Below are 21766 nucleotides of genomic sequence, written 5' to 3' on the forward strand. Positions count from 1 at the left end.
AAAACGTTAAACAATAAATGCAAAAATGGATACCATCTGTAAGACTTTATATTATCTTATGACAAAATTGTTTCAGCTGCTGGTATGGATATGCTGCGGCACTGCAGCCCGGGCGCAAAATATGGAGCGACCCAATATCCTCATCATCATGACCGATCAGCAAACGGCCGATGCCATGAGCGTTGCCGGCAACAAAGACCTGCGCACCCCGGCCATGGACCAGCTGGCCGCCAACGGTGTACGCTTTACCCGGGCCTATTGTGCGCAACCGCTTTGTACCCCCTCACGTACCGCTATCTTTAGCGGCAAGATGCCTTTTGAAACCGGCTTTGTGGGCAATGCCCCTGAAAAGGACGGTCTTTGGCCCGATAGCTTGTTGATGATGGGGAAGATCATGGCGGATGGCGGATATAAAACAGGCTATGTAGGCAAATGGCATTTGCCCGTACCTGTTTCCAAAGTCAGCCAGCATGGCTTTCAGTATATTCAAAATACCCGTTTTCAGGATTTTAATGATGGTGCCACTCCTTCCTTCTGTGCCCGGTTTATAAAAGAAAATGCCAGACAGCCTTTTTTGCTGGTGGCTTCCTTTTTAAATCCCCACGATATCTGCGAGTGGGCCAGGGGAGAAGCGCTGAAGATGGATGTGTTGGGTGATGCCCCACCCCCGGAGGAATGTCCCGCCCTGCCCGCCAACTGGCGGAAGCCCGCCAATGAGCCCGAGATGATACGGAAGCAGCAGCGATCCAACGCGCGCACGTACCCGAGCATCGGGTGGACGGGCAACCAGTGGCGTCAATACCGCTGGGCCTATAACCGGCTGGTGGAGAAAGTAGATGCGCATATCGGGCAGGTGCTGTATGCCCTGAAGAAATATGGCGTGGAAAGGAAAACCATTATCATTTTTACGGCCGATCACGGCGATGGCTATGCGGGCCACAGCTGGAACCAGAAGCAGGTACTGTATGAAGAAGCCGCCAAAGTGCCGTTCATTGTTTCGCGGCTGGGCCAGTGGAAAGCCCGTACCGATGATATGCTGGTTTGCAACGGCACCGATATCATTCCCACTATTTGCGGATTTAGCGGTGTAAAAGTTCCGGCCTATTTAAAAGGACTGGATATAAGCAAGAGGATCGCCGGACCGGGTACGCTTTTGAGGGACACACTGGTCATTGAAACCGATTTCGCCGATAATGAGGAACTGCTGGGCATCAGCGGCAGGGCCGTTATTACCCGGAATTATAAATATATTGTGTACAGTAAGGGCAGAATCAAAGAGCAGCTGTTCGACCTCGAAAAGGACCCCGGCGAAATCAATAACCTTGCTGTGCAGCCCCGCTACAAAAAAGAACTGCGCACCATGCGCCGGTACTTAAAGACCTGGTGCAAAGAAAACGGGGATCCGTTTGCTAGCCATACATTATAGACGGAGGCGATCGGTTTTGGAGTCCTTGCGGCACTCCGTCTCCTGTTAGCGGGTATTGCCCCCGGAATGCATTCGGGAGTTGAAACAGGGATCAGGCCGCCGCAAATCATTGTAACAAGAACTCCCGGGAACCTGCTCGTAGCCGCAGTGCGGAAGGTGTCTTTTTTGGAAAAGACTTACAATGCCGGCGCGTTGCACCTCTATTCATCTGTGTTCGTTGCTGATAAGAGCAATGCTGCGATGCAGCTTTTGCCTTTGACCCTCAAATTCTTAAAATTAACCTGACAGCTATAGTGTTTCCACTGACCGGGAGCAGCAATAGTTTTGACACCGGCGTATTATCAGTGGCAGGCATAGGAGATGCTGAAGCACGGAAGGTTTATTTAACTTTTGTGCAGTGCAGTGGAATCAAAAAAATGCTTTTTTAGGGCGAAAATTATCGGGATGCATTGGTCCTGTAGTACCGGTTCATCAATTTTAAAACTCTTTTCATCAAAAGAGTAAGTAAAAAAGAGCTGTTTGGGCTTTATTTGTTTATGAAACAGATTGCATTGATTGCCATACTTCTTTTTACCAGCTTTTTGTTACTCCATGCCCGGCCCCCCGGATTAGGCGATCAGCAAATTGCCCGTATTTTTTCTTTGGAGAGAAAATACCTTCAAAATGCCTGGGATAGCGTAAAAGCCACCGGCCGTATGCCGCGTTCTCCGCAAAAGGGATTTCAGCCCATTGAGGATTGGACCTCGGGCTTTTATGCCGGCAGCCTCTGGCTGGTGTACCAGTTCACCGGTGACAAAACGATGCTTCAAAAAGCCCGGCAGGCCACGGCAATGCTGGAGGCTGATAAAGACCTGACCCACAATCATGATATCGGATTTATCATGTATTGCAGCTATGGCAATGGCTACCGCCTTACCAGGGATCCGGCCTACAAAAATATCCTCATTCATTCGGCGCGCACGGCCCTTACCCGCTACAATCCCCGGGTACAGTCCATCATGTCCTGGAACCCCCAGCCCGAACGGGATTGGAAGTTTCCGGTAATTATCGACAATATGATGAACCTCGAACTGCTGTTAAAAGCCACTGCCCTGGGCGGGGATTCCAGCTTTTACAGGGTGGCCGTGGCACATGCCAATACCACGCTCAAACACCAGTACCGGTCCGATTACAGCTGCTCCCATGTAGTGGACTATGACCCCCAGACCGGGGCCATGCGCAGGCGCGACTGGAACAATGGCAACAGTGATCCGGCCACCGCTGCCTGGAGCCGGGGCCAGGCCTGGGGCCTGTACGGTTTTGGCTTTATGTACCGCGATACGCGCGATCAAACATACCTGCAACAAGCCGATCATATTGCAGCTTATATTCTCAATCATCCCAATATGCCCGGGGATATGGTGCCCTACTGGGATTATAGTGCGCCGGAAATATCGGCCATGCGCGATGCATCAGCCGCGGCAATTACCGCATCGGCGCTTTTGCAACTGGCGCCGCTGTCCGTACATGGAAAAAAATACTTTGCAGCGGCAGAAAAGATTCTGAGCAGCCTCGCTTCGCCCGGATATTTAAACGAAACAGGAAAAGGCCTTTTCTTACTAAAGCATGCTACAGGCAACTATCTTCGGAAATCGGAACTGGATGCCGGACTTATTTATGCCGATTACTATTTTTTAGAGGCACTGCTGCGGTATAAGGAGCTGAAAAAAAAGTATAGAAGCGTGTAAATGCTTTTGTTTTCATCATAGGAACGTAGGGCGTCCTTATTAATTTTAACGGCTCAAACATTTTAAACAAAGACGGAAAAAATTGCCAATGAATATTTTACGGTACTATCCGGTCAATAAGACCCACTTATCTACATGGGTAGAAAAACAATTACTTCTCTTTTTCATGGTGCTGGCTACCACCGCGTCAGCCCAGCCGCCGCAGGGCAGCCCGGCTGAAAGAATTATCACCGGCCGGTATGGTTTTGAGGGGGAAACGGATATAAACGGCTGGTCGGCAAAAAATGGAGGGCTGAGTCTTTCTGCCGCGCATTATAAGGACGGGCGGCGCTCGCTGCAGTGGGACTGGAGCGAAGGCGCCACCCTGCAGGTGCCCTCATTAAAGGGTCTGAAAGAAGCGGGCGGGGTTTTTGAAGGTGGGCAGCCGGAAGTTTACGAACCTTCTTTTTATCCCAAAGACCGTTTTGGGGGTATTAAAATATGGCTATACCAGGAGAAACCGGCGGGCGGTCAGCTCATTTTCCAGGTAGGGAAGGATGTAGCAGCCGCGCAAAAAAATCCCAAATACCGTTTTGCCGTTAACCTCGATTTTACGGGCTGGCGCACGGTTTGGGTAGGATTTGAAGAAGATGCCAGTGTGCTCGGCTATAAAGGGAGCGATGAATTGAATGCCCTGATAGCTTACCCCCAAAATGTAAAGGAAAGGACAGGAAAATTGTTTATTGACCATCTTACACTACTCACATTTGTATCCAACAAAAGAAATTCCGATGCACAGTTTGTAAACCACAAACGTGCCGGCCTGCGTTCGGCCGATGCCTACGAAATACTGAAACCCTGGCAGGCATTTAACGCCGGTAACAATACCCAAACGATCGATACGGGGCTGCTGGCAGCCGGAAGCAGGCAGATCGCCGATCGATTGCAATTCTTAATACTGGGCGATGGTACCGATAGCTGGAAAGAGCGCTACAGAAATATGGGAAAAGACATGGAGGGCCGGATACGGGCGGCCAACAGCTTTTACGATAAATTGAACATACAAACCAAAAATGGATTTGTAACCGGTTTGCCCCTGTTTGGTATAAGAGATGAGCACCCTGCCGCTGAGGGGATGGTGTTTGAAAATGCCATGCAGCCCGTCTTGTTCCCGTTGGCAATGGATTATAAGCTCAATGGCAATCAGGCTTCCAAAGAAAAATTGCTGCGGGCCTTTGATTATTTCCTAGACCAGGGCTGGGCTGCGGGCAGTAGTATGGGTACCGTAGATCATGTTATAAAAATGGCACCCATTGCTGTTCCCGTTTTCTTGTTAAGAGATGAATTGAAGGCGCAAAACAAATTAAGACCAGAGGCGGATATGCTGGCCTGGCATACCCGGCTCGGTTCATTGCTGCATATCGATAATACCCATGGCGAAAACTCCGATCTTATACGCGGTGGCGCTATTGCCAAACTGGTAGCCATTTTACTGATGGACGATAATGCCCGGAAGCAACAAATGCTGCAGGATTTTAAACGCTTTTTGGATCATGCAACGGCTATAGCGCCGGGCTATAGCGATACGTTCAAGCCCGATTTCTCGATTTACCACCATCGGGGTACCTACCTCAACACCTATGGTACCAATGCTCTGAATACCCTGGCCCTCATGCACTGGTTGCTGCAGGGCACGCCTTATGCATTATCGGCGCAATCTACGGCCAATTTGAAACAGGCGCTGGTGCGCCAGGCCCAAATCGCCTACGGCGTAGAGATACACTACGGCGTGGGAGGGCGTTTTCCCCTCGGTAATAATTCGATCAATACATTTATTTTGCCCGCTTACGCTTACATGAGTATGCGGGGCAATACGGTGGCCGATACAGCAATGGGCCGTCTTTTCAATTATTTATACGGCATCACGGATCCGCAGGGCATAAAAGGGATGCTGTTCCCGGCGCTTACCTATTCGGGCACTTATGGCACTTTAAATTTAATGGCAGGCCTGCACCGGCAAATGAAGGACCAGGCCGCGAAGCCCGGCGATGGCGCCGTAGCAATGCCTTTTTCGGGTTTGTTCACCTATAGAAAGGGGAATGCCTTTGCCACTGTAAAGGGCTACAACAAATATGTGTGGGACTACGAATCGGGAGGGAAGAATGAAAATAACCTGGGCCGGTATTTAAGTCATGGCATGCTGATCACCGCGCAGGGCAATGAAAAAGACGGTTTTGCCGGGCTGGAAATGAACAATGGTTTCGACTGGAGCATGCTGCCCGGTGCTACCACCAAGATGCTGCCGGCGGATAAAGTGTTGTATTTTGCCAAACCGGATGAAAAATATATCGAAGGCAAACACCGGAATTTTTCCGAAAGCCGGATGGCCAGCGGTGTTCACCAGGAAGGGAATGGCCTGTTTGGCTTCGATTTAAGGGACGATGTTTTTCCCGATGAAGACCGGTCGTTATTTGATAGCAGTTTCCGTGCCCGTAAATCTTATTTCTTTATCGGCAATGAAATTATTTGCCTCGGATCCGGTATTCATAACCGGGATGGCCGTTACCACACGGTTACAACCCTGTTTCAATATCACACCAACCCGCAAAAGCCCAATTTTGTGAACGGTAAAATAATAAGCAGCGGAGAACAGAAAGCGGGCGGGGCCTGGTTTACCGACCAGAACGGACTGCAATACATTATCCCCGGAGGGCAGGATATTGTATGGAGCCAGAAACCGCAGGTTGCCTACCGGTCTGCCAATGTAGGCGACCAAAAGAAAATAGCATTGGCGAAGGGTGAGCCCTATCAGAAAATAGAAGCTACTTATACCAGGGCCTGGTTTGACCATGGTACGGCACCTCAAAACAAGGGGTACGAATACGAGATCCTGCTCAATACAACGGCAGCTGCGGCAAAGCCTTACCTGCAAAACAAGACCTACGAGGTATTGGAGAAAAACAACGCCGCTCACATTATCCGGCACCGGTTTGCCGGTATTACTGCCTATGCCATTTTTGAGCCGAACCGGTCACTGGCTGGTATTTTGCAAAGTACGGATGCGCCCCTGCTGGCTATGGCTAAAAAAGAAAACGACAGCAGCCTGTTGCTGACCATTGCCGACCCGGACATTCAGCAACCCAGGTGGGGGCACAATATGTCGAACATGCCCGACAGTATTAACAATACCTGGAACAAGGGCAGTGTGGTTACGGTTACATTGAAAGGCGAATGGTATCCGGCCCGGCATATTGTACCGCTGATCGATCATGAAATAAAGGATGGGAAAACCATCATCAGGCTCTATTGCCGGGATGGTGAAAGCATTGATGTGCCGTTGCAACAGCGCGTAGCTGGCAGCGGCGAAGTTGAATAAAAGAACAGCGATTACCTGGTAACAGGAAAAGTATTTTGAAAATGAAAAAGAAGATCCTTATACTGCTATCAGCATGCATGAGCTGGGGTTTATGCATGGCCCAGCAGAAACCCAATGTGATCATTGTATTGACCGATGATATGGGCTACAGTGATATCGGCTGTTATGGCAACCCGCTTATCAATACCCCTTTTTTGGACAAGATGGCCGGACAGGGTGTGCGGGCTACCAATTTTGTAACCACGTCGCCTACCTGTTCGCCTTCGCGCGCCTCGCTGATGACCGGCCGGTATTGCAGTCGGACCAACCTCAACTGGCCCATTGGTCCCGGCGATGAAAAGGGGTTGAAAAAGGCCGAAGTGACGATTGCCGAAATGCTAAAGCCAGCGGGCTACACTACTGCCTGCATTGGTAAATGGCATATGGGCGATCATGATGAATACCTGCCCAATAAACAGGGCTTCGATTTGTTCTACGGAATGCTTTATAGTCACGATTACAGGTACCCCTATGTGAAAACGGATACCACGATCAAAATTTTCCGCAATACTACCCCCGAAATTTATAAACCGCAGGACAGCGCGCTTACGGGCTTGTACACCGATGAGAGTATAAGGTTTATCCGGAAATCTGCTGCTGCAAAAAAGCCATTCATGCTCTACCTGGCGTATAATATGCCGCACCTGCCGGTCTACTGGAGCGCGCAAAAAAAAGGCCTGCATTCGGCAGGTGGCGCGCTGGGTAATGTGATTGAAGATATTGACAATGGCCTTGCCCGCGTATGGAAAGCGGTGGAAGCTACAGGACAGGCACGCCATACCATTTTTATTTTTACCAGCGATAACGGCCCCTGGATCAATGCGCCTGCAAGAATGTATGAAGATGGCTTTACGCGGCCTTATCATGTAGGTGCGGCGGGGATTTTCCGCGGATGCAAAGGGCTTTCCTACGAGGGCGGCCACCGCGTACCCTTTATTGTATACTATCAGGGTCATACCTTAAAAAACGCGGTGATCCGCACGCCCATTTCCAATATCGATGTGTTACCCACCATTGCGGCGTGGACGGGCGCAAAGCTGCCCCGGTACACGCTCGACGGCCAGTCGGTAAAAGAGTTGCTGACCCAGGAGCATTATAACCGACCGCACCGCCCCATTTATTATTACAACCGGGTGCTGGAGGGCGTAAAAGATGGCGAATGGAAATTACGCATTACTACCGACAGTACCGGAAATCCATTGCGCGAGCTGTTTAATTTAACCGAAGATCCATCAGAAAGAATGAACCGCTACGGCAATGCTGCTTTCATAAAACAACAGGCGCATCTGACAAAATTGTTTGATGCGTATCCTGATAAAAATGGGTTGTAGCGTGCTGGAACGGGTAACGAAATGCAAAAATGAAATCATAAAAAATGAGAAAGCAATATTTATTTACATTGGTAGCGTTATTTGTTCTTGCTGTGGCTGCCCGCTCACAGGAGGTCATCTTTGCAGGCTATTTTGATATTGCCAAAGGCTGCCCCAAAGGCACTGAGGTGACGGGTAAAATACACCTGGAGCGCAATAAAGATGTGCTTACCGATCCCGTTCCCAAAAGCTATCGTTTTGAAATTGTAAATCAAAAAGATGATTTGTTTAGGGTGGAAACGGCTTTTGATCCTGCCGGCCGTATTACGGGCGTGCTGGTAGCCGCGCAAAAAATAAAAGATACCGGTGATCAGCAATTGACGCTTCAGCTAAAGGACGGGGCAAAGACCCTTAACGAATTTTCCGTTATCGTAAAAGTAGTGGAAAAAACGCTTTGGCAGACCTTGTTTGAAAGATACAAGCCGGTAACGATTGGTACGCCAAGAATGTATGGGCGCAAGAAATTAAAAGATGCGGCCGTTGCCCAAATGGTGGATGAGCTGGAAGCAAATAACGGTGCGTTTACCGCCTTTCCTTTTTATCATAAAGATCCCATGACCTACAAGCCCGTAGGCAAAAGCATCGAGTACGATTGGGAGGCGGTGGCCAACAATATCGGTGGCCTGGGATATGCCTACGCTACATCAAAAAAATATGGCCCGCAGGGTAATGCAACAGAAAGAGTGCGCCTGAAGCAGGCGCTTTACAGTGCTATTAACGCCTATACCGAAGCGGTGCCGGTGGAGGGCCGGGATGTGATAATTGACGGCAAACCCATTGGCAACTGTACGGGCGATGGCTTTTCCAATTTACAGCTACATAAGATAATAGAAGTGCAGGTGGCCACCCATCAATGGAGTATTTCGGATGCGTTGATAACGCCGTTGGTGCAACTAATGCCCGATGTACTGGATGGTATAAAAAAAGGCGATAAACAGGCGCAGCGGGTGTATAATAACCTGGTGCGTTTTTATCAAACGGCGATGGCCGTAGCGCCCGGCCGCCGGAATATAAATGACCCTGCCGAACGTTGGGGCCAGATTACCGATACCCTGCGCTCATCGGGTGCCTGGGCGGATGCCAACCTGGGCCATCGCAGCCGCATGATGCTGGCCCTGCCTGTTATGTGGGCCGATTATAACCGCCCCATGACCTATGTGCAGTATTGGTACAGCGATTATTATAAGGACAAACCGTTTAAAGGATTTAGCCTTTCGCCGGGATGGAGCCCGCACGGAGTTGTATTTGATGTAGCGCGGTGGATGACCAAGTACGACCTGCCGGCCAGAGAGTATGCCCAGTCGGGCTTTCAGCCGGATGGAACGGTATCGCACCACGTGGGCGAGGGTACTGATGCGGCCATGGTGGCTTATGGCTTTGAATGGCTTACCGATGGTATTACCGGTTTCAACCAGTTTAAAAATACCGATTTCAAACTGGCAGATAAAAACTACCAGTTTCCTGTCGATCGCCTGTTGCATGTCTACCCTCAAATTATCTATAAGGGAAGGTTTGATTTCCTGGTATCGGGCAGAACTTTTTTATCGGACCTGAAAAAATTTATATCCAATACCTATTTAACAGCCGTTGAAGAATTAAAGGAATCGCGCAGCACCGATACGAAGATCAATGGTTTGGATGAACTGGAAAAAGTGGCCGATGCTATCAAAAAAAATAAATACGAATACTCGGGCACCGTTGCTTATTGGGTAAATCTTTTTTTGGTGCACAGGCGGGGGGAGCATGAAAAACCCTATTACGCCTCGGTAAAACTAAAGTCGGACCTCAATATAGGCGCCGAAGATTTTAGCAAGCCGCGCAAATCGTGGTATGCGGGCTATGGTATTTTGCCTTTGAGGGTGACCGGCGAAGAGTATTCGGATAAAGTATTGAGCAATATGGATTGGCACGCACTGCCCGGCCTTACCGAAGAATGGCGCAGTGATGCCATGCCCCTGGGGCACTCTTCGGCCTCTCTTGCAGGCAGGAACAAGGTGGGAGGGGTAATCAGCGATGGAATTTCGGGCATGGCTATTTACCATCACCTGCCCGGCGAAAAATACAGCGCCGCCACGGCCTATAAAACCTATCATTTTACCAATGATAAAATAGTGGCGCTGGGCAGCCATATACAGCGCCTTGCCGCCGGGCAGGGTAATGAAATTATAACCACTATCGATCAATCGACCTTAAACGGTACGCTTACTATTTATCACGATGGCAAAACAGAAACCATTAAACCAGATGCGTCTGTAAATAACGGCTTTGAAACCGATAAGCCCGTATGGGCGCATGTTGGCGAAAGAGGCTATGTTATTTTTCCGCAGGGCAGGCAAAAAATCATCATCAAGACCGGCAAAGAAATAAATATTACCGATAAGTCCATTGCCAACAACAACCCCAATTATATTATTGCCATAGGCCATGGCGCCAACCCCGCCGGTGCGGGCTATGCCTATGCGCTGGTGCCCAATGTTACAGCAGCCGAAATGCCCGCCGTTGCCGAGCGCTACACCAAAGAAGCATTATATGTAAAGGAAGAAAACGCACACGCTTTTTATGACAGCCAAACAAAAACCTGGCAGGCCGCATTTTTTAAGGCTGGCGAAATTACCATTGGCGGTACAACCATAAAAGCAGAGCAGCCCGCCCAGCTGATGCTGCGCGATACGGGCGGTGGCTGGAAGCTGACGGTAAGCAATCCCGTACCGGATATCAATAAGCAACAATTGATTTTTCATATATCTGCACCATTGAAAGCCGGTAAGTATGATTATATGCTCGGTGGCATTTATCCGCGCAAGGGCGAGTATGTAACCATTACATCCGAAGGCAGGGGGGCTAAAATAGTGGCAGAACTGGCCGATAAAAGAGATGACGCTTTTTATAATTATCAGACAGTGCTGTACAATGCAGCACCGGTGGGCGTGGAAATAATAAAATAAATACTATGAAATTTAAATATATCCTCTGCGCAGTTGTTATCGCTATTGTAGCTCCGTCCTTTGCCCAGCAGCCCGGTATTCTGAAATTGACGGCTGATAAGCTGCATGCCCGTGTGCGCGAGTGGCCCTATCCCGTAAATGGCATCACCGTGCCCACCAACGCTCCGGCGCTGATGTGGCCGGCCACCAATGGCAGACAGGTGGTATTGCCTATGGAAAGTGGCAGCGCAGTACCCCCGGATCCTGATATCGGGAATGTGCGCTACCAGGTAATACTGGCGCAGGATAAAAATTTTTCGGTCAACGTTATTAAAAGTACGTTACAGGCCTGGGCCGTGTACCCGCTGCACCAGGCACTGCAGCCGGGCCGCTGGTACTGGAAATATGGGTATACACTCAAAGGCAGCAATCGATGGACCTGGAGCCCGGTGTACGATTTTTTGGTAGATGCCCGGTATGCGGATGCCAAAGTATCGCCGCCGGTAACTGAAGTGCTGAAACGCAACGAGGGGCCACACCCGCACCTTTGGAATCTTCACCAGCTGAAAAATACTTTTTATGAAAATAACCGGAATAACCCCGAAGCTAAAAAGTTTATCGGGTTTGCGGAAAAGCTCATGCGGGAGCCACTCCCGGGCGAAGCTCCCATGCGAAAAATAGATACCGCGGGAAAAACGGGGAAGGAGTTGGACGGGTTAATGGACCGGATGTACCATGGTTTTGGCGACAAGGTCGGCAATCCCGTCCGCAATCTTTGTATCGCCTACTATCTGACCAGGGATCAGCGCTTTATCAATGATGCAAAACGCAGGGCGATGAACCTGGCTCACATGGATCCTGAAAAAAACTGGGCCACAAGAAGCGATTTTAATAATGGTGCGGTACTCGAAGCCATGGGCTGGTTTTATGATCTCGGGTACGATTATATCAATTCTGAAGAGAAAGCGCTCTTTAAAAAAGTAATGATCAAACGGGCACGTGAAATTTATGACCACCTTCCCAACCGTTTTGAATTGCATGTGAGCGACAACCATATATGGCAGATCACATTGCGCCAGCTGGCTATTGCCACCGTAGCCCTGATGGGCGAAGTGCCCCAGGCCAGGGAATGGCTGACGTATATATATGAAGTATGGAGCGCCCGGTTTCCTGTATTGGGCACCACCGACGGCGGCTGGCATGAAGGGAACGGCTATTTCCAGGTAAACTTCCGGTCCACTATTTACCTGTCGCAATTATTCAGCGATTTTTCGGGTGTGGATTATTTCCGGTTACCCTGGATGCAAAACCTGCCTTATTACCTGTTGTATTCCTATCCACCCGCAGGCACATCCACCGCCTATGGCGATCAATGGGAAAATTTGCGCAACGGCATGAATGCCGGGTATGCGTTGTTTGCCGATGCGCTCACATTTAAAATCGATAATCCCTATCTCAACTGGTATGTGCAGCAAATAAAGACGGCGCACCCTGGATTTTTTAAAGGAACCGATGACTACTTGTTTTTCCGCTTACTGAACTATGATCCCCACCGCAGGCTGCCCATAGCATCACCGAAGAACCTGCCCCGCTCCAGGACCTTTGCAGATATTGGCCTGGTGGCAATGACCGATGATCTTACCCGGGCCGGGGAAAATATCTGCAGCTATCTCATTAGTAATCCTTTCGGCTCATCCGGCCACGGGCATGCGGCACAAAACGCCTTTACCGTTAATTACAAAGGGAAAACCGTTTTTGGTGCCAGCGGGTACTACAGCAACTTCAGCGACAGGCATAACCTGTTAGACTACCGCAATACCCGCGCTTATTGTACCCTATTAGCCGATAGCTTAAGTCAGAGAATTGGGGAGGAAGGATATGGATGGATCCCCCGTTCCATCAGTGGGGTGCGTATCCAATATGCCCTGGGCGATGCCAGTAACGCCTATGGTAATATTGAGAGCGCTTTCTGGCTGAACCGCTTTGATCAAATTAAGGTGAAACCGGATGGGGCAAACGGTTTTGGCGATCCCGGCGTTACACTTTACCGCAGGCATATGCTCCAGCTCGATGGCGGTTATATTGTATTATATGACGAACTGGAAGCCAGGAAAACTGTAAAATGGACCACACAGTTTCACACGCCGTTTTACAAAATCACCGCTGATAAAACCGATCCGTCGGACAGGCAGCATTTTAAGGTCGTAACCGGTTTGGGGAACGTGAATGCAACTGTTTTTGCCAATGCGCCGCTGCAGATGGCCATTCATAATCAATTTGCAGAGCCTGCAGTAAACTGGATGAAGCTGACCGATGGGGATCGGTTGCGTGTATACACCGACCAATGGCACGCCGGTGTCACTTCGCCTGCGGCGCAAAGGTTCCGGTTCCTTACCGTCATCCAGATAAAAGAAGGGAGGCCCGAAATGATTAAGACCATTGGTAACAGCGGCGGCCTGTTGCAGCTGAATGCCGGCGGCTGGAACATTAAAGCCCAGCTGGATGGCGCTAAAGCGGCCCTGTTGCAGGTTGCCGACGGCCGTTCACTATTTGACTACGGAAGCAGCCACCTTAGTTTCTCCGGCAAAAAATACCGGCGGCAGACAGCCGGAAGCTCCCTGTTGCTGGAGCTGCAGAACGGCAGGCTGAGCAGGCAGGAAGCGGCAGATCAACTGCCGGAAGTGGCCCGGTATGATCGTCAAAAATGACCCGGTGGTTTCATCCTTTTGAGTCAATATTCGGCCCAATAGTGCTAAATTTGGTTTTCTCAAGAGCTCATGACCGTGGATAAAAAAATATATGTCTTTTATCTTGAATTATTACTGCTGCTGTTTTTTTGCAAGACGGGCACCGCACAAAATAATTTCCGGCATTTTTCAACCATATCGGTAGATAAAGGGTTGTCGCAAAGTACTGTCTGGACCATTACCCAGGATCATCTTGGGTTTATATGGCTGGGAACCAGGGATGGACTGAACCGGTATGACGGCCGTAGTTTTACGGTGTACAGACCCGCAAAGGACCATCAAAAACAGATCAGCTCCTATTACATCCGATACCTGTTTACCGATAAAAAGGGCACGCTATGGATCGGAGGTAACGGCGGCATCAACAGCTACAATTATTTAACGAATACTTTTGAAAGTTTTAATATCACGCCGGGGCCGGGTGAGTGGTTTATTTCTTCGATTATACAGGACGCGGAGGGCCGGATATGGGCCGCCAGTAATGCCGGTGAGCTTTACGGGTCGGATGCTTCTGGAAAAAAATTTATAAAAGTAGCAACCAGTGCCTTATCAGACATTAAGGAAATATACAGCCTGTCACTTTGGGGCGGGGATATACTCATGGGCTCGGACCAGGGATTGTTTCTTTATCACCCCGGTTCCAATAAAGTGGCCCCGGTACTGGCTGCCGCGGTTAACACCCGGGTCAACTGTCTTTTCAGGGATGGCGACGATATCTGGGCAGGTACCGAGGGCGACGGCCTGCTACAGCTAAACACGGCATCCGGCTCGTTTAAAAAGTATGTACACCAGGCCGGCGATCCCTCCAGCATCGCCAATAATAATGTAAGAAGCATTGCAAAAGACGAGGAAGGTGTTTTATGGATCGGCACGTTCACCGGCTTAACCATTATGAATGGCCCGGACCTTTTTCAAAATTACTACCACGACCCTAAAAATGAGTTCTCCATTGGACAAAATTCGGTAAGGGCCATTTATCGCGACAGGCAAAACGGCATGTGGCTGGGAACCTATTATGGCGGGGTTAGTTATTTTCATAGCCAGGGGGTTACCTTCAATAGCCTGAACCAAAATTCAGAACAGGCCGCTTTAAATGATAATGTGGTAAATGTCATCCGGCAGGATGGCGATGGCAATTTCTGGATCGGTACGGAGGGCGGAGGGCTCAATTACTGGGTGCCTGGTGAAAACAAAATACGCTATTTTATCAGCCGGGAAAATGCCCCCGGTCTCAGCTCCAATAATATAAAATCGATCGAGTTCACTGATGACGGCACACTGCTGGTAGGTACCCATAACAAGGGGCTGAATATTTTTAACCCCGCCACCGGCGCTAATAAAAACCTCCGGTATAATGCGGCAGACCCTAAAGGGATAGCAGGCGACATGGTATATGCGTTGTTAAAAGATCATGCCGGAAGGATCTTCGTAGGCACGCGCACCGGCCTGAACCTGTTTGACAGAGCAACGGAAACATTTACGCTTGTAGGAAAAGACAGCAGGGGTAAAAGCATCAGCTCCCCCGGGATTACCTATTTGATGGAAGATCGTAAAAAAAGAGTATGGATCGGCACCATCAATGGCGTCAATATTCTGGATGCCGGTAAAATGATTTTTGAGCAGCTGGACAACCACTCCCTGAGCAATGCCATCATCAATTTTATTTATGAAGATGGCCGGGGCCGGGTATGGGTGGGCACCCGCGATGGATTGAATCTGTATGACGAAAATAAAAAGTCCTTTGTCAGCTATAAAGAAAAGGAGGGACTGTTAGGGGGCAATATTAACAGCATTCTTTCAGACAACGAAGGCAATTTGTGGATTACGACAAATACCAGTCTTGTAAAATACAACCCCGATAAAAACCAATCGGTTCATTTTGATTCAAAAGATGGCTTGCAGAATAACCAGTTCAATATATATGCATCCTGTAAGGCACATGATGGGCGGCTATTCTTTGGAGGACTGAATGGCATTACTTATTTTTCTCCGCAAATGTTCAATCAAAAGCCCTTGTCCCTGCAAATAGCATTTACCGGGCTGGAAGTATTTGGACAGCTGGTTACGCCCAACGACAGCACCGGTATTTTGAAAAAGTATATTAATGATGTGGAGTCATTAAAGCTTCCCAATGAGTACCGGCAGTTTACCATCCTTTTCAACACCTTCAACTATATTTCCGATAGCCGCACCCGCTATATGTACAGGCTTGACGGGTTTGATAGAAGCTGGCAACAGGCAGAGGGCCTGCCCCGGGCTTCCTATACCAATCTTCAGCCCGGTTCTTATACGTTTCATGTAAAAGCCCTTGGCTCCCAGGGCGAGGAGAGCCCGGAAAGAACACTTTTAATAATCATAAGACCCGTTTGGTATAGAACGAACTGGTTTTACGCCCTGGTAGTGGTGTTTATTGTTGCCGCAGCCATTTTTTTATACCGCATTCTTACAGAAAGAATGCGCGCCCTTCACCAGTTGAAGCTGGAGCGTGTGAACAGGGAAAAAGTAAATTATATCAACAAGATAAAACTGGATTTTTTCACCAACGTATCGCACGAGCTCAGAACGCCGCTCACGCTGATCATGGCGCCCCTGGAGGAGATTTTAAAACAGCCCGATCCGGATAAAAAACGGCATCAGCGGCACGAGCTGATGATGCGGAATACGCGCCGCCTCTACAATATCGTGAACCAGCTATTTGAGTTCCGTAAAACAGAAATGGGAACCCGCAGGTTGCGGGTGGCAAACAATGATATGCCGCGGTTCTTGCAGGATATTTATCAATCCTTCAAGTCCCTTGCCGAAAAGAACCATATCGATTATCAAAATCAGTCGGCAACGGGAAGGCTGCAGTTCTTATTTGATAAGGACGCGGTTGAAAATATGGTATTCAACCTGCTCTCCAATGCATTTAAGTACACGCCCGATGGCGGAACGGTGGTGCTGCGTCTTGATGCCAATGCAACATATGCCATTATATCGGTATCGGACACCGGCAAAGGGATCGAAAAAGAGCAGCTGCATAAGATATTCGACCGGTTTTACCAGGTAAACGGGGAGGAGATGAACCTGGGCTCGGGAATAGGGCTGGCGTTTACCAGCCGCCTGGCCGAGCTGCATCATGGGTATATTGACGTTAAAAGCGAGCCGGGTAAAGGAAGCCGGTTCACGATTTACCTGCCTTTAAATGATGCCGCTTACGGGGAGGACAGACGGGTAGATGATATGGACCTTTCTGCCGGCAACGGATTGGAAACCGAAGCAGTGCCGCAGGCAAATCCCGGTGGGGAATTGCCTGTGGTTGCTCCGGCGAATGAAGAATCAATTTTGATCGTAGATGATAACCGTGAAATTGTTGAGTACATCAGGGGATATTTTATAAGCGATTATGCGGTGGCCGTTGCCTACAACGGTAAGGAAGCACTGGGAAAAATAGAAGAGCAGCAGCCTGACCTCATTATCAGCGATGTAATGATGCCGGAGATGGATGGTCTTAATTTTTGCAGGCGAGTAAAGCAAAATATTCAGACCAGTCATATACCGCTGCTCTTGGTAACTGCCAAAACCGAGACCGCACACCAGCTTAAGGGCCTCGATATGGGAGCGGATGACTACATCACCAAACCCTTTTCCATATCCCTGCTGGCGGCAAAAGTGCAGGCCATCCTGCGTTTGAGGAAAAGATTGAGGGCCTATTATGCGGACGTTAAAGAGGTAGAGCCGGAAAAGCTTACGTTTAATAAAATTGACCAGGAATTTCTGGAGAAAGCTGTGTCCATTATTGAAGACAACCTGGATGCCTATGATTTTTCTGTAGAAAAACTGAGCCGGGAACTGGGCATGAGCCGTTCCAACCTGTATCTGAAAGTGAAAGCCATTACCGGGGACTCTGCTACGGCCCTGATCAAACGCGTCCGCCTCAAAAAAGCGGCCGAGCTTATCAGGCTGCAAAAATATGCCGTGTCCGAAATTGCCTATATGTGCGGGTTTAATACACCCTCCTACTTCTCTACAGCCTTTAAACAGTTTTATGGCTGTATGCCTACTGAGTATCTTGAAAAACCAGATCCGGGTACGGCTTCCTGACGGAATGGGAATAACCGGTGGTGTATGTTTTGCTGTTCCGCCAAATAGAATTTCAATCAGTAATCCGCTGTAGCGGGTCTGTTTTCCAAACGGGTTGCCATTTTGGTACTTCGGTATGGATTTTTGCATTTTTTTTTGAAAGAGGTGCAAGCTGATCCGCTAAACCTGCAAATTGCCTAATCTTCGATTTGATGATGCGTACTGATGGCGATCCTGTTCCAGGCATTGATCGTAACGATCGCCATAATGATTTCTGCTATCTGGTCTTCGTTGAAAAACCGGCGTGCACGTTCATAAGTTGCATCAGTCAATCCTTGTTGATGAATGAGTGTGATCTCCTCTGTAATGGTCAAAACGGCTTGTTCTTCTTCGGTAAAGAATTTAGTCGCTTCTCTCCATGAGGCTATCAGAAAAATGCGCTGGATTTTTTCGCCGTTATGAATGGCTTCTTTTGTGTGCATATCTATACAATAAGCACAGCCGTTAATATACGAAGCGCGGATTTTGATGAGGTCCTTTAGTGTCTTTGAAATAGAAGTTTGTACCAGGTAAGCCTCTAAGCCCAACAGGGCCTTAAACGCCTTTGGTTGTCCTGTACCGGTAAAATCAATACGTTCCTGCATTTTCAATTTATTTAAGTGTTTAAAGAATATTTTTTATCAAGTCTGTTGTGGACGGCTGGTATTCATTGTCCGGGCCGTTTTTTGATCCGCTAATAAGAATGCGGCTGCACTCCCCACCCATACCGAATAATCCAGTGGTGCTTTCATGCCTAAAGAAGCGCTCATTGATAGAGCAAAGACCAGCAATAGAATGCCGGTAGCCGTTGCCGTCAATTTTATTTTAAATCCTGACAGTAACAGGATGGACAAAACAATTTCCAAAAAGGTAGCGGCGCAGGCTGCAAATTTGCTCAAAGCCGGAGAGAGAAAGAATGTAAGCTGTGCGGTATATTTCTCAAAATTTTCCCAGTTTCCCCAGGCCGAATTTTTGCCCCAGAAACCAAACCGGTCTGCGACGGCTGAAAGCATTGTTGCTGCTATCGCGATCCTTAAAAAGAGCTGGGGAAATGGTGTTGTCTTTTTGTTCATGTGAATCTTATGATTGATAATGCAAAGTTGAACACTGGCGATCAAAAAAAAATTAAACTGGTTTAAGAAATATTTTGCCTGCGTATTTCGCTCAGATACTCAGGTGTAAAACCGAGGTAGGATGCGATAAGGTACTGGGGAACGCGTTGTACAAATTCAGGATACATTTTGCTTAGACTAAAGTAGAATTCTTTTTTTGAAAATGAAAGATGATATTTTATCCGCATCTGGCTTGCTGCAAAGGCTCTTTGATAAATAAAACGAAAATAGCGCTCCATTACCGGGAACGCCTTTAGCAATTTTTCCTGGTTCGCCCGGCTGATGTATAATATTTCCGATTTCTCTACAGCCTGGATATAGAATGAGGTGGGCGACTTGTGTTCGTAGGCGCTATTATCTGTAAGCCACCAGGTTTCAATGGCAAATTCAGTAGTTTGCTCCACCCCATCGTTATTGATAAAAAATTGACGGAGGAGCCCCTTCAATACGAAGTAGTGGTACCTGCAAATTTGACCTTCTTTTAATAGGTTTTCTTTCCTGGCAACCGATCTGGTGTCAAAGTACTTCAATATTTCATCAAATTCCTTATTATTTACCTCGATGAATTTTGCTAAGTGTGTTCTGAATATTCTGGACATTGTTGTTATATTATGATGGCTTTACAAATCTACTGAATTACAAATTGGTCACCTGCTGTATCTGTTTCTCATAGCGAACGGACCGTAACCAGGCACGCGTACGGGGGCATGCGGTTAAAATCATGATACCTGATTTGGATGAGCCGTGCGCTTACGGATATGATCCGTTTTGGGAGTTAAGGCATTATTAATTATGATGACCGAGGAATATGAAGTATGAAAAAAACTGTAATTTGCAGCATGAGTATACTTAACTATTCTTCGATAGTTCCATTGTAAACTGCTTGCAGCAATCTTTAATTTATAAAATAGTCGAATGTGCAAATGGCCGACGAAGTTATTCTTTTAAGACGACTCTCAGAAAATGATGAGCAGGCATTTGTGGCTTTATACAAAAAATACCAGCCAAAACTGTCCAGATTCCTATATCCTTTTGCAAATGCAGATGACGCACCTGAAATTGTTCAGGACATATTTTTGAAAATATGGGAAAAGCGCGCGTCATTAATCTGTATCCGCTCATTTGAGCAATACCTGTACAGAATGGCAAAAAACCGGTTGCTGGACCTCCAAAAGAGTAATAAAGCCCGCCAGCAGAGGGAAACAGGAACGCCCTATAATAATAGGGTTCAGGAGGATGGATTTCAGCAGACTGAATACAAGGAGGTTTATACAAACGCACTAAAAGCCATAAGTGAGTTGAGCGAGCGCCAGCAACGGATATACCAGTTGCGCATATTTGAAGATAAAACACTGGATGAAATCAGCGAGCAGCTGGCAATCTCTAAAGCGGTTACCATAAAGCAGCTGTACCTTGCCACGCGCTTCGTGCGGCAAAAGCTGAGCCGCTACCAGGGCCTGGATCATTTTGTGACAGGGACTTTGATCATTTTAACCTCTTTTTTTTAAAAAAACTTTAAGACAACGTCCATGACCCGCTTGTGGCGTCGTCTTATATACAGTATTCTTCCTTATGGACTATGCAGTAATATTAGAGAAATTGGCAACTACCGGTGCATCAGAGCAGGAAATGAGCTTGCTTAGGGCCTGGTTGGATAGCCTGTCAATAGAAGCGTATCAGCAGGTCCTGGAGAAGTTTGAGTCACTTTTAACGGATCGGGAAGTAACAGAGCCTTTTAAAGAAGAATGGCTGAAAGAGCTCTTGCATGTCATCCATGAAAAGAGCGACGATAACGTTAAACCCGCTGTTTTTAAGCGTTACCGCAGGCAATGGATGGTTGCCGCATCGGTCGTTTTGCTGGCAGGTATAGCAGGCTATGCCTATTTTATACGTAAGCCTGTGATGCCGGAGCGGGAAGTGATTGCGGCTTCAAGATCTGATATTACGGCACCCGGGTCTAACCGGGCTACCATCACCCTGACAGACGGAACAACCGTGTACCTGGATAGTGCGGGCAACGGGCAGATCGCTATGTTGGGTAATGTTCAGTTATTAAAACTGGGCAATGGACAAATTTCTTACCAGGCTACCGGCAATAAAGTCGCTAACGGTTTGCAATACAATACGCTTACCAATCCGCGTGGCAGTAAAGTGGTGGATATCCGGCTCTCTGATGGCAGCCATATCTGGTTAAATGCCGGATCCTCGATATCCTATCCCGTGGCGTTTACCGGCAAGGTAAGGAAGGTGCAGCTCACAGGAGAAGGGTACTTTGAAGTGGCCAGGAACCCATTACAAAAATTTATTGTGGATTGTGATGGCATTCAGACAGAGGTATTGGGCACCCGCTTTAATATTAACAGCTATAAAAATGAGTCCGAACCAAAGGTGACCTTATTGGAAGGCTCGATAAAAGTAATCGCTGATATGGGCTCCCTGTCTAAAATTTTGAAGCCAGGGCAGCAGGCCGTGGGAAGCGACCTGAGAACGATTAACGTGCAGGAAGATAAAGTAATGTCCTGGAAAAACGGATACTTCAACCTGGAGGGGCTGGCTTTTACAGAGATAATGCATCAGCTGGAAAGATGGTATGATGTGGAGGTTGTTTTCCCTTCCGGGGTCCCGAATATTGAACTGTTTGGGAAAATTGGACGCGATCTGAGTTTGTCCGAAGTAGTAAACAGCCTTAAAGATATGGGTGTGTCGTGCACGATCGAACAGAACCGGCTGGTAGTAAAAAAATGAAATGACGATATCTTTTTCAAATGAATCACTTAAACGAATGTCTATGTCATGAAATGTTAGATCTACTTTGTTAGAGACAAAAAAGCCGGAAGCGCTCGCTACGCCTCCGGCAAAAAATCAAGTTGTCTCTAACAATTAAAATCCAGAGTATTCAACTGTTTCCATCAACTTAACTTACAAAGCAAATTTATGCGATTTTATGCATTTCGTGAGGCTATAT

General features: G+C 48.0%; 12 protein-coding genes. 9 read left to right on the plus strand and 3 right to left on the minus strand.

Translation table 11 applies throughout. The annotated features are described in order from the left end of the window. The first annotated feature begins 58 nt into the window (after positions 1-58). The 7 genes from B160_RS0100510 (at position 59) to B160_RS0100545 (ending at position 17671) form a co-directional block, all read left to right on the plus strand. Positions 59-1426 (plus strand): sulfatase family protein, encoded by a 1368-nt coding sequence (locus tag B160_RS0100510; protein WP_157557837.1) that lies wholly within the window; start codon positions 59-61, stop codon positions 1424-1426. 536 nt (positions 1427-1962) lie between these two features. Then, on the plus strand, positions 1963-3153 hold the full coding sequence (locus B160_RS0100520; protein WP_018625875.1) for a glycoside hydrolase family 88 protein: 1191 nt from the start codon (positions 1963-1965) through the stop codon (positions 3151-3153). Positions 3154-3241: 88 nt separating this feature from the next. Further along, the gene (locus tag B160_RS0100525; protein WP_018625876.1) at positions 3242-6508 is read left to right on the plus strand and encodes a chondroitinase family polysaccharide lyase; all 3267 of its coding nucleotides are present in this window, start codon (positions 3242-3244) and stop codon (positions 6506-6508) included. A 41-nt stretch (positions 6509-6549) separates the two neighbouring features. Next, on the plus strand, positions 6550-7878 hold the full coding sequence (locus B160_RS0100530) for a sulfatase-like hydrolase/transferase (RefSeq protein WP_018625877.1): 1329 nt from the start codon (positions 6550-6552) through the stop codon (positions 7876-7878). Positions 7879-7922: 44 nt separating this feature from the next. Then, positions 7923-10862 carry a polysaccharide lyase family 8 super-sandwich domain-containing protein gene (locus B160_RS0100535; RefSeq protein WP_018625878.1) on the plus strand — a complete coding sequence of 980 codons (2940 nt, stop codon included), beginning with the start codon at positions 7923-7925 and terminating at the stop codon, positions 10860-10862. Between the two features lie 5 nt (positions 10863-10867). Continuing rightward, complete coding sequence (locus B160_RS0100540; RefSeq protein WP_018625879.1) at positions 10868-13549, plus strand: DUF4962 domain-containing protein; 2682 nt, start codon at positions 10868-10870, stop codon at positions 13547-13549. A 69-nt stretch (positions 13550-13618) separates the two neighbouring features. Beyond that, positions 13619-17671, plus strand: coding sequence for a two-component regulator propeller domain-containing protein (locus B160_RS0100545; protein WP_018625880.1), 4053 nt, complete (start codon positions 13619-13621; stop codon positions 17669-17671). A gap of 176 nt (positions 17672-17847) precedes the next feature. Here B160_RS0100545 and B160_RS0100550 read toward each other — a convergent pair whose 3' ends face one another. The 3 genes from B160_RS0100550 to B160_RS0100560 all read right to left on the minus strand — a co-directional run bounded on the left by B160_RS0100550 (position 17848) and on the right by B160_RS0100560 (position 19400). Continuing rightward, positions 17848-18294, minus strand: coding sequence for a carboxymuconolactone decarboxylase family protein (locus B160_RS0100550; RefSeq protein ID WP_018625881.1), 447 nt, complete (start codon positions 18292-18294; stop codon positions 17848-17850). Between the two features lie 36 nt (positions 18295-18330). Continuing rightward, entirely contained in the window at positions 18331-18762 is a 432-nt protein-coding gene (locus B160_RS28040) for a DoxX family membrane protein (protein WP_040679198.1), read from the minus strand. Between the two features lie 62 nt (positions 18763-18824). Then, positions 18825-19400, minus strand: coding sequence for a Crp/Fnr family transcriptional regulator (locus B160_RS0100560; protein ID WP_018625883.1), 576 nt, complete (start codon positions 19398-19400; stop codon positions 18825-18827). A 324-nt stretch (positions 19401-19724) separates the two neighbouring features. Between B160_RS0100560 and B160_RS30380 the strand changes: the two genes are divergently transcribed. Then, a complete protein-coding gene (locus B160_RS30380; RefSeq protein ID WP_018625884.1) occupies positions 19725-20309 on the plus strand; it encodes an RNA polymerase sigma factor in 585 nt (194 codons plus the stop codon). A gap of 64 nt (positions 20310-20373) precedes the next feature. Then, positions 20374-21546 carry a FecR family protein gene (locus B160_RS0100570; RefSeq protein ID WP_018625885.1) on the plus strand — a complete coding sequence of 391 codons (1173 nt, stop codon included), beginning with the start codon at positions 20374-20376 and terminating at the stop codon, positions 21544-21546. Positions 21547-21766 lie beyond the last annotated feature (220 nt).

Source organism: Niabella aurantiaca DSM 17617, assembly GCF_000374125.1.
GTDB classification, from domain to species: Bacteria; Bacteroidota; Bacteroidia; order Chitinophagales; family Chitinophagaceae; genus Niabella; species Niabella aurantiaca.

Excerpts from the sequence above, each read along its gene's own strand:
- B160_RS0100540 (WP_018625879.1), top strand. The coding sequence starts at position 10,868 with ATGAAATTTAAATATATCCTCTGCGCAGTTGTTATCGCTATTGTAGCT.
- B160_RS28040 (WP_040679198.1), bottom strand. The coding sequence starts at position 18,762 with ATGAACAAAAAGACAACACCATTTCCCCAGCTCTTTTTAAGGATCGCG.
- B160_RS0100525 (WP_018625876.1), top strand. The coding sequence starts at position 3,242 with ATGAATATTTTACGGTACTATCCGGTCAATAAGACCCACTTATCTACA.
- B160_RS0100570 (WP_018625885.1), top strand. The coding sequence starts at position 20,374 with ATGGACTATGCAGTAATATTAGAGAAATTGGCAACTACCGGTGCATCA.
- B160_RS0100530 (WP_018625877.1), top strand. The coding sequence starts at position 6,550 with ATGAAAAAGAAGATCCTTATACTGCTATCAGCATGCATGAGCTGGGGT.
- B160_RS0100535 (WP_018625878.1), top strand. The coding sequence starts at position 7,923 with ATGAGAAAGCAATATTTATTTACATTGGTAGCGTTATTTGTTCTTGCT.
- B160_RS30380 (WP_018625884.1), top strand. The coding sequence starts at position 19,725 with ATGGCCGACGAAGTTATTCTTTTAAGACGACTCTCAGAAAATGATGAG.
- B160_RS0100545 (WP_018625880.1), top strand. The coding sequence starts at position 13,619 with ATGACCGTGGATAAAAAAATATATGTCTTTTATCTTGAATTATTACTG.
- B160_RS0100560 (WP_018625883.1), bottom strand. The coding sequence starts at position 19,400 with ATGTCCAGAATATTCAGAACACACTTAGCAAAATTCATCGAGGTAAAT.
- B160_RS0100520 (WP_018625875.1), top strand. The coding sequence starts at position 1,963 with ATGAAACAGATTGCATTGATTGCCATACTTCTTTTTACCAGCTTTTTG.
- B160_RS0100510 (WP_157557837.1), top strand. The coding sequence starts at position 59 with ATGACAAAATTGTTTCAGCTGCTGGTATGGATATGCTGCGGCACTGCA.
- B160_RS0100550 (WP_018625881.1), bottom strand. The coding sequence starts at position 18,294 with ATGCAGGAACGTATTGATTTTACCGGTACAGGACAACCAAAGGCGTTT.